The organism is Nodosilinea sp. LEGE 07088 (assembly GCF_015207395.1).
GTDB lineage: Bacteria > Cyanobacteriota > Cyanobacteriia > Phormidesmidales > Phormidesmidaceae > Nodosilinea.
Genome location: NZ_JADEWX010000173.1, coordinates 1 through 12,282, shown reverse-complemented (window position 1 = coordinate 12,282; position 12,282 = coordinate 1). Strand labels below are relative to the sequence as shown.

The following is a 12,282-nucleotide window of genomic DNA, read 5'->3' as shown; positions in this document are numbered from 1 at the left end:
AGTTATGGACCGACTGGGCACTCCAACTGATAGCGCTCAAACCCCATAAACATCGCTATTTTCAGCGTGGTCTCTATGCTCTATCCCTGATGCAGCAAGCTCTTTAGGTACGTTGTCACCCGTTAAGGTCTTTAGCAAATCGATACGGCAAGTAGCCTGCCCTAGGGGCGGTGCGATACCCTGGAGACAACCCTAAAACACTGCCCATGCTGGATTTACAGCTGTTTTACGACGCCTGCGACCCCACCCAACCGCTGCGCAACCAGCGTTACTACATTGACTTTGCCACCGTGCGCGGCGGCGACATGGTGCAAGAGCTAGAGCGCAAGATCGCCCGTCTAGCCCGCAATCGGCCCACCACTCAGCTGTTTACTGGGCACATTGGCTGCGGCAAATCGACAGAACTGTTTCGCCTCAAAAATGGGCTGACTCGCCGCAACTACGAGGTGGTCTACTTTGAGTCAGACCGCGATTTAGAGATGGCGGATGTAGAAATTTCCGATATTTTGCTCAGCATTGCCCACAATGTCAGCGAGCATTTAGAGACGATTGGCATTGTCACCAAGCCCACCTATCTGCGCAACCTGTTTCAAAACCTGGGGGATACCCTGCGCACGCCGATGGAGATTTCGGATGTCAGCTTTTCGGCGGGTATTGCCAGCATTACCGCGTCGGCCAAACAGAGCCCCGACATGCGTAGCCAGCTCAGGCAGTACCTGGAGCCGCGCACCAAGAGCATCATCACCGCCATTAACGATGAGCTGCTGGCTCCCGCCAACGATCGCCTCCAGCAGCAGGGCAAAAATCGCCTGGTGGTGATTATGGACAATCTCGATCGCATTGACAGCTCCCTTAGATCTCAGGATCGCCTCCAGTCGGAGTACATTTTTGTCGATCGCGGTGAGCAGCTCAAACAGCTCGACTGCCACATGGTCTACACCATTCCACTGGAGCTGATGTTTTCCAACGACCTGGTGCGGCTCTCGAATCGGTTTGGCACCAACCCCATGGTGCTGCCCATGGTGCCGGTGCGCGATCGCCAGGGCAACTCCGATCAACCGGGGATGGCGCTGCTGCGGCAGATGGTGCTGATTCGCGCTTTTCCCGAGCTGAACGTGAACCAGCGCATTGACGCAGTGGGCGAGGTGTTTGACGCGATCGCCACCCTCGATCGCCTCTGCCAGGTGAGCGGTGGCCACATGCGCAACCTGATTCGCCTGCTAGATGGCTGTCTGCGCAAGCAGGATCCGCCCTTTTTGGGCGCCACCCTTGAGGCCGTTATTCGCAACGAGCGCGACAGCCTGATGGGCCTGGTCAGCGATCGCGAATGGGATCTGCTCTTGCAGGCGGTATCCCGCCGCGATGTGCAGGGCGATGAAGACTACAACATGCTGGTACGCAGCCTGTTTCTGTACGAGTATCGCGATGCCCAGGGCCGCTGGTTTGGCCTCAACCCCCTGCTGGCCGAGACCGATCGCTACCGCAGCTGGCTGACCCAGCAGCCCCGGCCATGACGGTGCCCCCCTATACCAGTGCTGAGATCTTGGCCCACAACCAGGCGGCCCTGACCGAGCTGCAGCGGGCGGTGACCCTGCGACCCCACCGCTTTTCCCTGGTGTTGGCCCGGTGCAACTATACCCGCCTGCAGCACCTGGTGGTCGACCACCTCCAGGCCACGACGCCCCTGGTGGAGCGATCGCTGCCGCCCCATACCACCACCCTGCTACGGAGCCTGACCGCCGACCCCCCACCTGGCACGGCCCTGATGGTGACCGGGTTAGAGCAGGTACAACAGGTAACGGCGGTCTTCAAGGCCGTTAACCTAGGGCGCAACGCCTTTGCCAAGGCCTTTCCGTTTCCGGTAGTGCTGTGGGTGAGCGATCGCACCCTAGCTAGTCTCAACCGCCACGCCCCCGACTTTAAGAGCTTTGCTGGGGCTCCGATTTCCTTTGAGTATCCCCCCGGCGAGCTGATTCACTCGCTGCACCAAAACGCCAACGACCTGTTTGCCACCATGCTCTCCCTGGGGGATGCCAGCCCCTACGATGCCCAGGCCGCCGACTACCGTCAGGGCTCTACCCTGCGCACCGAACTCGAGTTTGCTCTGGCCGACCTTGCCGCCACCCAGGCCAGCCTCGACAGCGAACTCAAGGCCAGCCTCGATTTCCTCAAGGGTCGCGACGCCATGGGCCGGGGCGACCTCGATGTATCGCGCTACCACTTTGAGCAAAGCCTGAGCTACTGGCAAAAGGTGGCCCACACCGCTACGCCGGTCGCCCACCCGATATTTCCGGCCCCGCCTAGCCCGCGACAAAAGCAGGCGGTGCTGCTGTTTTACCTCGGGGTGGCCTATCGCAGCCAGGCTAGCCTACAACGGGTGGTCTACGAACGCATGCTGCACAAAGCCGAGAGCCATCTGGGCGGCTGCCTGCGGATTTTTCGCGATCTGCATCAGCTAGAACTGGTGAGCAAATTTATTCATGCCCTGGCCGAGGTACAGCAAAAGTTGGGGGCCTGGGGCGCGCTGGCCCGCACCGCTACCGAGGGGCTGATGCTGCACCGCCAAGACCCCATTCGCCTGGCCCGTGACTATGGCTATCTGGCTGAGGCAGCCCTGGCCGAGGGTGACACTGAGCAGGCCCAAATCAATGCCGAGCGAGCCCTTGAAATTTTGACGATCGCCGGAGCACTCAACGTGGGGCCAACCCCAGCCGTTGAGCCGCCGCCTGCCCCAGCAGAACTCACCTTAGCCAACCAGTTTCAGCGAGGCTGGTATCTGTATCTGTTGGGGCGGGTGCATGTCGCCCAGCAGCAGCCCCAGGCCGCCATTGACCTGCTCGAAAAGGCCCTCAATTACACCGATGCCAAAATTGACTTTGGCCTGCACCGAAGCGTGCTAGAGACGCTACAAACCCTCTACTACGGGCAGGGCAACTACCGGGCCGCCTTTGGGGTCAAACTTAAACAACGCCAGGTCGAGGCCCGCTTTAAGCTACGAGCGTTTATCGGAGCTGGCGAAATTCAGCCCCAGGAGTTGCCCTGGGGTACCGCCGATGGCTCGGCCCAGGCGCTACTCGCTACCGAAATTCAGGCCTCGGGTCGCCAGATGGATGTCAATGCCCTCACCCTGCGCCTGGAGCAGGCCCGCTATCCGCTGATTGTGATCCATGGCCCGTCGGGGGTGGGCAAAAGCTCCATTCTCTACGCCGGGCTGGTACCGGCCTTGGGCAAATCGTTCCCCGAGGGGCGATCGACGCTGCCGGTGTTGGTCAAGAGCTACCGCGACTGGCCCGATGAGGTCAACCAGGCCCTGGCCCTGGCCCTGCACCAACAGGGCGATCGCGATCGCGACAGCATTCCTCCGGCCGCCCCCATTGACCAGGCCGCTCTCACCACACAGCTCCAAACCCTGACCGAGCAGAGCTATCGGCAAATCGTATTGATCTTTGATCAAGTGGAAGATTTTTTTGTCGAAGCGGTAGAGCTGCCCCAACGGCGTGATTTCTACGCCTTTTTGCTCGACTGCCTCAACACTCCTTATATAAAGGTGGTGCTGGCGCTGCGCGAAGACTACCTGCACTACCTGCTCGAAATTGAGCGGGGCTTTGACCTCGATATTCTCAACCACGACATTCTCAGCCGTGACTATCGCTACTACCTGGGCAATTTCCAGGCCGCCGATGCTCGCTCGCTCATTCGCCGTCTTACCGACGATGCCCACTTTTATTTAGAACAAGGGCTGATCGATCGCCTGGTGTCCGACCTATCTACCGCCATCGGCGAGGTGCGCCCCATCGAGCTGCAGGTGGTGGGGGCCCAGCTCCAGCGCCAAGACATTAACACCTTGACCAAGTACCTCAACCTGGGTCATCATCCCAAAGAAACTCTGGTACAAAATTTTTTGGGCAGCGTGGTCAGCGACTGTGGGGCCGAAAATGCCGACCTGGCTCGCCTAGTGCTCTATCTGCTCACCGACGTCGATCGCGAGAACCGCCCCTATCGGCCCCAAAAGAGCCGCGAAGATCTTGAAGAAGAACTCGATCTGCGCAGGGTTGAGTATCTGGCTGACCAACTCGATCTTGTACTGGAGATTCTAGTCGGGTCGGGCCTGGTCTTTTTGATGCCCGACATACCCATCGATCGCTACCAACTGGTGCACGACTACCTGGTTAGCTACGCCCGGCGCGACGCCCCCGACAATTTATTCGACAAGCTGTCTCGAGGCCCAGACAAAAGCGCCCCATAGCTGAAAACAAGAGCCTAAATCTCACCTGACCCGGGGTAAATAGCAGTGTTCCCGCCGAAGCGTTGCCTTGAAGTGCCACTAGGCGGCTCTGGGGTTGCTGCAAAGGTGAGTGAACGTCGGTCTGGTATCGGTACAGCGATCGCGCTCAATCGGTGTTAAAGAATTGGAAATTTCTCTAGGTTCGTTTGCCTCAAGACGTTGCAGGGAACAGGGAGTAGGTGACAGGGAACAGAGTGTACTTGTTTCACTTGCACACCGCTATATCACCAGGCCTTAGATTGTCCCCAATAAAAAGTCCTGCCCCAGTCGGAGCAGAACTTTGAATGATGGCGAGCCAGATCGCATCCCTGGCTTTTTCCAATTTTCCCTGTCTTCAGCTATCTGGCCAGCGCTAGGCAACAGCTGCCATCGGGGTCAGATAACCCATGGCCTCAAGCTGGCCAATGATCTGGGCCACGCTTTCGTCTACGGTTTGTTGGTCGGTGTGACAGTGTACCTCAGGGGTGAGCGGAGCTTCGTAGGGGTCGTCAATGCCGGTAAACTGCTTGATTTCGCCTGCCCGAGCTTTTTTGTAGAGGCCCTTAACGTCGCGGTCTTCGCAGACGCTGAGGGGAGCATCGACAAAGACTTCTACAAACTCTTCGATGCGATCGCGCACTTCCTCCCGCGCATTGCGGTAAGGCGAAATCGCCGACACCAGAACCATCACCCCGTTGCGGGTGAGTAGGTGCGAGACAAAACCAATGCGACGAATATTCTCATCGCGGTCTGCTTTACTAAAGCCCAGCCCCTTGGTCAGGTTGGTGCGCACAATATCCCCGTCGAGCACCTCGAGCTGGCAACCTCGCTGACGCAGTTCGGCCTCCAGGGCACGAGCAATAGTGGATTTTCCCGACCCGCTGAGCCCCGTAAACCAGATAGTTACCCCACGCTGCATTGCCATAGCCCAACTCCTTCCTTAACTGCTAAATAACGATAAACCAATCTAATTTAAACCACCGCCCGCACTCTTCCCTAATGCTGGACGTGCTGCCCATGAAATCTAGAGCCGCGATCGGTTATCGACAACCTACTACAAGCTATCTGACCTGGCTTCTGTAGAGCCAGTACCAGCCCGGAGGTTAATCTATTGATAAAAAATGTGTAAAGCTATCCACTATGCTTCTGTTTAGCCTCCAGCCTTAGAGTTGAGGCGCTTTTGCCCCCTACGACTGCCAAATAGGTGAGCATAGACGTAGGTGAGCTCACCTCCCAAAAAGAAAATCTGGCTGGTCAGGTAAATCCACAGCATCAGCACCATCACCCCACCAACTACCCCGTAGGAGCGAAACTGGCTGCCCAGGCTGATCACACTATTACTGATCAACTGCTGCAAAATCAGCCACAGCACCGCTGTAATCAGCGCTCCTAACCATACGTCACGCCAGGCTACCCGCGTACTGGGCAAGCTTTTGTACAGCACCATCACGACCAGCGTCAGCGTCACGAACGAAATGCCCAGCCGTAGCGAAACTAGCAGCTGCACCTGATCGATCGCCGTCACCGGTACCCACTGATTTACCCCTTCCAGTATTTTGGTCACCGTATCAATGGCAATATTAGACAGCATTGACAAGAAAATTAGCCCAGTGGCTCCCATCACCAGTAAAAACGCCAAAAACCGTCGCCATAGAAAAATAAACGCCACCTCCCCGACGCCGTCAAAGCGATGGTGACTTGGTTTGGTGTGCCAGATTTTATCGAACGACCGACTCAGCGCTCCAAAAAAGCCGCTAGAGGTAAATAGCAAGATGCCAAAACCGACAATGCTGGCGCTGGTGCTGCCCGTATGAAACTGCATCAGCGTTGTCTGCACCACCGGAAATGCGTCGGGAGGCAGCGTTTCGCGGGCAAAGTTGAGCACAGCATTATAGGCACCTGTGCTAGGGCCAATCAGAAAGCCGACGATGCTCAACGACACCAAAATCATTGGAAACATAGAGAACAAGGCATAGTAAGCCAACGCTGCCCCCATTTCGAGGCAGTCGTCTTGCTGCCACTTTATCAGGGTGCGGCCAATCAGCTTTGTCCATAGCGATTGCCTGACCCGATATTTAAAGAAATCGAGCATAGCAGCGTTATTGATCCAGTTATGGGCCAGTACCCAAGAGCGTCGCCAATGTCCCAGTCGCCTTTTCATTCTACCGACCCTGTTTGCTCGCTAGAGGGCTGTGCCAGTTACCTACGTTGGCACAAAATAGAAAAAATAGCGCACCAAATGACAAAATTGCTTGGCCCTAGGGTAAGCAAGCATGCCAGCCAGCGTTACCCCCTAAGTATTGTCTTGCTCAAAATGCTGCCACTACCAGCAGCCATCTGGCGCCGTTTCAGCCCTATTTTGCCCACGGCGGTGCTAGCGCAAGACACCCACGTGCGCGCCCACATATCGGTGGTTGTACCGATGGGCCGGTTAGAGGTAAGTAGCCCTGAGATTTGCCCAGTAAAAAACTCTATCCCCAGCGCGGTGTCTGGCACCTCAACTTCATAGGCGGCATCTAAACCGGCGCGAGTAGAGCCAATGCCAACCTCGGCTGCCGTGGTGAGGGCCGGGCCAGTGTCGCTAGGGCGCAGATTCTAGCCTGCTAGTACTGAGCCGATGGCACTGATACTCGTACATTGACGTCTTCGCGCTTAGCTGAAGGGGCGACCAGATGGGGAGCAATGGGTTGCATAGGTGCCACCTTAGGCGCAGTGATGGTTGTGTTATGGGTAGTGGCGGCTTCATCCATTTGGTCACAGATGGCTTTTGAGAGGGCCAGCGCGCCGTAGATGCCCCCCAGGTAGAGAACGATGTCAAACGATCCAAAGTAGAGGTGGAACATGGGCTTAACGCTCCCAGGTACTTTAGGTATATGCCGATACTATCGCATCCTCAGTTTTGCTTGAATGGATGGGGAAAACTCAACATTGCGATCGCAGAGACGGTTGGCATGCCCTCCCCTCATGGAGTCGGGGGTGGCCAGGCTCAAAAGAGAAATACCTCACCAGATTCGTCAACCCGCACGACTCGAGTTGTATCCGCAGGCCCGGGCTGAGCCTCGGCACTGAGAATAATTTCGTTATCTCTGACCAGGATAGTGACGGCCTCGACACTGATATCGGCATCTTTAGCAGAGACTTCGAGCTCTAACGGCGGGGGCAAAAAGCTGGTGTGCAGGGTGCCAAAGGTAACCACTTCGCCAGGGTTGGCAAAGCGAGTATCGGTGGGGGGTTGCAGGAGCACAGCCCCCACGACGGTATCTTGGCCAGAGCGGTTGACGACCCGAATCTGAATCGGCTTGGCGGGGTCGAGGGTGCCCACTGGAGCAGCGGCATCGATGAGCACAAACTGGGCAATGGTCGAGTCCTGGGGCAGTTCTGCGATCGCCGGGTGTCTGTCAAGAGCAATCCCGAGGGTGATCAGTCCCAGCAGCATTAGAACACTACGCTTCATAGCAATATCCTGGCAAAGGTCATGGATGGTCAGCAAAGGGAGGCGACAGGTCGCTCAGAAATTTACACCCAAACGGAAGGAGTTAAACAGAGTTTTGTCTTACGGTATGGTGCATCAAGGGATAGTGCGTCAAGAGTTAAGGGTTTTATAGCACGATCGCCTACCGGTATACAGATAGCGCCGCTAAGCGCGGCTAGGACTGGGCGACGTCAGCTGCTGTAGCCAATGCGATCGCGCCCTTGACTGGTGTACTAGGCCAGATTAATTTCTATTTTGGGCTGACTTGGCAGCGCCGGCCCCCGGCCCGAGAAAACGCCAAAAAGTGGAAATAAAAGAGTAGTAGGTTACCCCCAGTCGCTATTATATTGCTGGGATTTCTGGTGCTCCAGGCCCTATCTCTTTAAGGAAAGCCCGTATGCCTCGCTCTCGCTCCCTGATCACAGCCGCTGTACTGTTGTCCTCTCTAGTGAGCAGCACTGCTCCGCTAGCGCCACTGCGGGCGTCGGCCCAAACCCGCGAAACAACGCTGGCCCAAGCGCGTCCAGCGGCGGATGCCCTGGTCGCCTGCGACATTTTGATTGTCGGGGGGGGGTTAGCGGGTACGGCTACCGCCTACGAGAGTCTGCGGGGTGGGCACACCGTCTGCATGACGGAGCTGACCGACTGGGTGGGGGGGCAGATCTCCTCCCAGGGCACGACGGCGCTGGATGAAGCGCCTAGGCAGCGGGCACTGCTGTGGTACGCCCAGGGCTATAACGAACTGCGCGATCGCATCGAGGCCAAGTACGGCAAGCTCAACCCCGGCGGCTGCTGGGTCAGCGTCGCCTGCTTTATGCCCTACGACGCCAACGACATGCTGATGGAGATGCTGGCCGAGGCCGAGCGCGAGGGCGGCGGTGAGCTGAAGTGGTTCCCTAATACCGTGGTCAAGGAGCTGAGCCTGAATGCCGCTGGCAACCAGATCGATAGCGTGGTAGCCATTCAGCACAGCCCGGCCCCGGGCACCGCGCCGCTCAACAGCGAGCGGCTGTCGCAAATTATCGAAGATGCCTACACCTACGACGACTCGGCTCGGCTAGCCAAAACCGTGATTCAGTTTGTGCCCACGGAGGCCGCCGAGGGCGCTGGCGATCGCCCCGCCGACTGGTACGTGGTCGAAGCCACCGAAACCGGCGAACTGATTGCCCTGGCCGGGGTGCCCTACCAGCTGGGGCTTGACCCGCGATCGCCCCTCAACCCCTCATCGCCAGTCACCAGCCGCGACCCCTACTGCCCCCAGGCGTTTACCTACACCTTCGCCATGGAGCACACCGAAGACGAGCAGACCTACGACCTGCCCAGCTTCTACGAAACCTATCGCCCCATCTACGGCTTCGACCCCCGCAACATTGACGCGGTCAAAGACCCCCAGGGCTACTTTGACTTTGTCTTTACCTACCGCCGCATCTGGAATGCGTCGCCCCAGCGCAGCGACACGATCTTTGGGGTGCCTCGCCCCGCCCCTGGCGATATCTCGATGCAAAACTGGCTACCCGGCAACGACTACAACCCCGGTACCGATCGAGATAACCTGGTCTATACCCAAGAGCAGCTGCAAGCCATGGGCCAACTCGAACCCGGCGGCTGGCTGGGGGGCTTGCGTACCGACACCCTGCGCAGGGGCGAAGAGAGCGCCCTGGGGTATTTCTACTGGCTGGCCACTAGCGATACCAATAACCCCAACTTCCAAGATGACCCCATCTTTGGCGACAACATCAAAGACCCCTACCCCTATCTGACCCTGCTGCAGGGGTTTGACTCGCCCATGGGTACGGCCCACGGCCTCTCGAAGTACCCCTACATGCGAGAAGGGCGACGCATTATCGGTCGCCCCACCTACGGCTATGAGAGTGGGTTTGTGGTCAATGAACTCGACTTTTCGATGACAGATTTTGCCGACGAATACTACAAAGAGACCCTCTCAGACAGAGAGTATCTCTCCCTGCGACGCTACCTGGCGGGTCTGGAGACCCTCGACAGTTTTCAGCCCGACATTGACCCCGATGACATTCCCATGCGCATGCGATCGCGCATCTACCCCGACGCCGTCGGCATCTCTCAGTACAGCATCGACTTTCACCCCTGCTACGCCGAATACCCGGTCGAAAAGCCCGGCAACATCGAACGCCCCGGAGTGCGCCAGGCCCACGGCAAAGCCTACCCAGCCCAAATTCCGCTGCGGGCCATGATTCCCCAAAACATCGACAACATGCTGGTCGCCAGCAAGAGCATTGCCACCAGCACCGCTGCCGCCGCATCCTACCGGGTGCATTCCTTTGAGTGGTCGGTGGGGGCCGCCGCTGGCCACACCGTAGATTTTGCCCTGCGGGAGGGGGTACTGCCCTTTGAACTGGTCGATGATCTGCCTCGTCAAGAGCCACTGCTCGAACAGCTCAAGCAGGAGATCGAGGCCAGCGGCAACCCGGTGATGTTCCCCGATACGTCGATCTTCAACCAAGACTGGCAAGACTGGCGATCCTAGGGTGGGCTCTCGTTTGGTTCTTTGGCTTCAAGCTCCACCTGGTGGTCAATGACCAGGGGAGTTGCTCACTATCCAGATCACACCGGGCAATACCGACGACCGCCAGCCCGTCAAGGATAGGTAGATCGACCAGTGCAGCTGTTTCTGCTTTATTGTGTAGACCGTTCTGCTCTCAAAATCTCATCAACCCAGGTCTGATCTGCTGCTGCTAGGGTCGGGGGCGGCGGCGGTTGGCTGTAGTCAATGCGTAGAGCATAGCGGGCTTGAGCATAGACTTGATTTAGAACGGTTTGCAAATCAAGGCCAAGCTCGCTTTCCTGGGGCTTTAGGGGAATCGGTACCGTAGGCATCTGTACCCAACTCACGCACTTCTAAGTAGCGTTCATTGGATAGGCTGAGGAATTGGCAGGGTCACCTGCTGAGGACGAGTTTGAGTGGCTAAAGCCGTATTGGCAGACAAACCTACATCAGCTTCCCGGCTGCCTTTAGCGATAACGGCGGCGGCGGGAATGCCAATCAGGACATGGTCTGTTTCTTCGGCGAGGTCGCTGCTTTGGTAACTGCGGGTCTCAACCTCAATATAGTATTGCGCACTGAGCTGGGGCTCTAGGGCCGCTGCGATCGCTCCAATTAAACGAAAATGAAACGATGACCACAGGCTGGATCGCTCTAGATAGGGGTTCATCCCAGGAAAGGGAGACGGCATAGTTAAACAACCTACCAACTAAACCCAATTATATGAGTGGTTGCTCCGACCAACCTACAGCAGCGGCGTCACGTCTTCGCCGCAGTCGTCGGCCAGGTACGACAGCGCGCGAAACCGTAGCCCCACTAGCTGGTCGTAGAGGGGGTTGATTTTGCACATGGGGGGAATGTGCACCAGCTTCTTTTTAAACAGCACCACGTCGCGCTCAAAGGGGCACTGGGATGGAATCAGCTTGCACACAAACCGGGCCAGGCGAGGGTCGTGCACCTCAAGCTGGTCGAGCCATTCCCGGGCGGGCTTGAGGGGGTCAATCTTGGGATCGCTGACCGGCGGGGGGGTTAACCCAGTGGCCGCCCCAGCCTGCTCGGGATTGAGGCTATAAAGGGTTGAGCGTACTGAGGCTAATACCGTGTCTTGCAGGTCTAGGGCCTCGCAAAAGGCATGTAGCTGGGCGTCTTCTTCGGCGGAGTAGACGCCATCGGCCAAGGCCACCATCACCGCCATGCGCAAAAAGTTTTCGGCCATGGCCGGGTCTTGGCCCAGAACCTGGGCTACCTCAGCGGGGGTAACGGGTTCAAAATGTTCAAAATCGAGGCCCGGGGCCAGTTCGTCTTCGGTGATGGCGGCAATCAGTGCTTTTTCTTCTTCGTCAAAGTTGCCGTCGGCCCAGGCGAGGGTGAGTAACCCACGCAGCCAGACTTTGATTTGCGCTTGGGTATAGAGAGACTCAGTGACTACAGGCATAGATCCTCCTCAACAGGTACCGCGATGGTTTAAGACCGGCACTGGCGGACCATCGCGGTGCTTGGCGGTTATCAAAAAGCTAATAAACAGGCCGTGCCATCCAAATTTTAACGCCGACAGTTTAAGACTGCCCCCTCCTGGCAAAATCTATCGGCTCTTTGTGCAGCCCAATACAAAATACCCCTCAAGCCCTGACTTTTCGACCGGGGTTTGAGCGATGAGAGCTCGCTGAACTTAGAGCACCGCGATGCAATCGATTTCGACTGAGACATCCTTAGGCAGTCGCGATACCTCGACGCAGGCCCGGGCTGGAGCCTGATCGCCGCCAAAGTACTTGGCGTAAACCTCGTTGACGGTGGCAAAGTCGTTCATGTCTTTGAGAAAGACCGAGGTTTTGACCACGTTGTCGAAGCTGGCCCCAGCGGCAGTCAAAATCGCCTTGAGGTTGGCAATGACTTGCTCGGTTTGAGCGACGACATCGCCCTCACCCACTAGGGCACCCGTGGCGGGGTCGAGAGCGACTTGGCCTGAGACAAAGAGCATTTGCCCGGTGACGGCGACGGCCTGATTATAGGGGCCAACGGGGGCGGGGG

11 protein-coding genes and 1 pseudogene are annotated in these 12,282 nt (G+C 57.5%); 4 read left to right on the top strand and 8 right to left on the bottom strand.

Annotated features, from left to right (window positions below; translation table 11 throughout):
- Nucleotides 1-206: 206 nt before the first annotated feature.
- Entirely contained in the window at nt 207-1,514 is a 1,308-nt protein-coding gene (locus IQ254_RS25510) for an AAA family ATPase (RefSeq protein WP_193968966.1), read from the top strand.
- Nucleotides 1,511-4,246: a hypothetical protein gene (locus IQ254_RS25505; protein ID WP_193968965.1), complete on the top strand. Its 2,736-nt coding sequence runs from the start codon at nt 1,511-1,513 to the stop codon at nt 4,244-4,246. Before IQ254_RS25510 ends, IQ254_RS25505 begins: the two co-directional genes overlap by 4 nt.
- Before the next feature lie 391 nt (nt 4,247-4,637).
- On the opposite strand, the gene cysC is transcribed toward IQ254_RS25505, so the two are convergent.
- The 4 genes from cysC to IQ254_RS25485 form a co-directional block, all read right to left on the bottom strand.
- Nucleotides 4,638-5,189, bottom strand: a complete 552-nt coding sequence (gene cysC / locus IQ254_RS25500) for an adenylyl-sulfate kinase (RefSeq protein ID WP_278000367.1) — start codon at nt 5,187-5,189, stop codon at nt 4,638-4,640.
- A 225-nt stretch (nt 5,190-5,414) separates the two neighbouring features.
- Entirely contained in the window at nt 5,415-6,425 is a 1,011-nt protein-coding gene (locus tag IQ254_RS25495; RefSeq protein WP_228041089.1) for a YihY/virulence factor BrkB family protein, read from the bottom strand.
- Nucleotides 6,426-6,867: 442 nt separating this feature from the next.
- Nucleotides 6,868-7,107: a hypothetical protein gene (locus tag IQ254_RS25490; protein WP_193968964.1), complete on the bottom strand. Its 240-nt coding sequence runs from the start codon at nt 7,105-7,107 to the stop codon at nt 6,868-6,870.
- A gap of 143 nt (nt 7,108-7,250) precedes the next feature.
- Nucleotides 7,251-7,718 carry a hypothetical protein gene (locus tag IQ254_RS25485; protein WP_193968963.1) on the bottom strand — a complete coding sequence of 156 codons (468 nt, stop codon included), beginning with the start codon at nt 7,716-7,718 and terminating at the stop codon, nt 7,251-7,253.
- 415 nt (nt 7,719-8,133) lie between these two features.
- On the opposite strand from IQ254_RS25485, the gene IQ254_RS25480 reads away from it, so the two are divergent.
- Complete coding sequence (locus tag IQ254_RS25480) at nt 8,134-10,239, top strand: FAD-dependent oxidoreductase (protein ID WP_193968962.1); 2,106 nt, start codon at nt 8,134-8,136, stop codon at nt 10,237-10,239.
- 14 nt (nt 10,240-10,253) lie between these two features.
- Nucleotides 10,254-10,357: pseudogene (locus IQ254_RS31835) on the top strand (transposase); the annotation flags it as partial.
- Nucleotides 10,358-10,388: 31 nt separating this feature from the next.
- Here the strand turns inward: IQ254_RS31835 and IQ254_RS33280 are convergent.
- From IQ254_RS33280 to IQ254_RS25465, 4 genes are all read right to left on the bottom strand, one after another.
- Nucleotides 10,389-10,589 carry a DUF4058 family protein gene (locus IQ254_RS33280; protein ID WP_228041088.1) on the bottom strand — a complete coding sequence of 67 codons (201 nt, stop codon included), beginning with the start codon at nt 10,587-10,589 and terminating at the stop codon, nt 10,389-10,391.
- Nucleotides 10,590-10,621: 32 nt separating this feature from the next.
- Nucleotides 10,622-10,945 carry a DUF4058 family protein gene (locus tag IQ254_RS33275; protein ID WP_228041087.1) on the bottom strand — a complete coding sequence of 108 codons (324 nt, stop codon included), beginning with the start codon at nt 10,943-10,945 and terminating at the stop codon, nt 10,622-10,624.
- A gap of 54 nt (nt 10,946-10,999) precedes the next feature.
- Nucleotides 11,000-11,689, bottom strand: a complete 690-nt coding sequence (locus tag IQ254_RS25470) for a Mo-dependent nitrogenase C-terminal domain-containing protein (RefSeq protein ID WP_193968961.1) — start codon at nt 11,687-11,689, stop codon at nt 11,000-11,002.
- A 234-nt stretch (nt 11,690-11,923) separates the two neighbouring features.
- Nucleotides 11,924-12,282, bottom strand: a 359-nt coding sequence (locus IQ254_RS25465) for a RidA family protein (RefSeq protein ID WP_193968960.1), incomplete at its 5' end; no start/stop codon positions are given.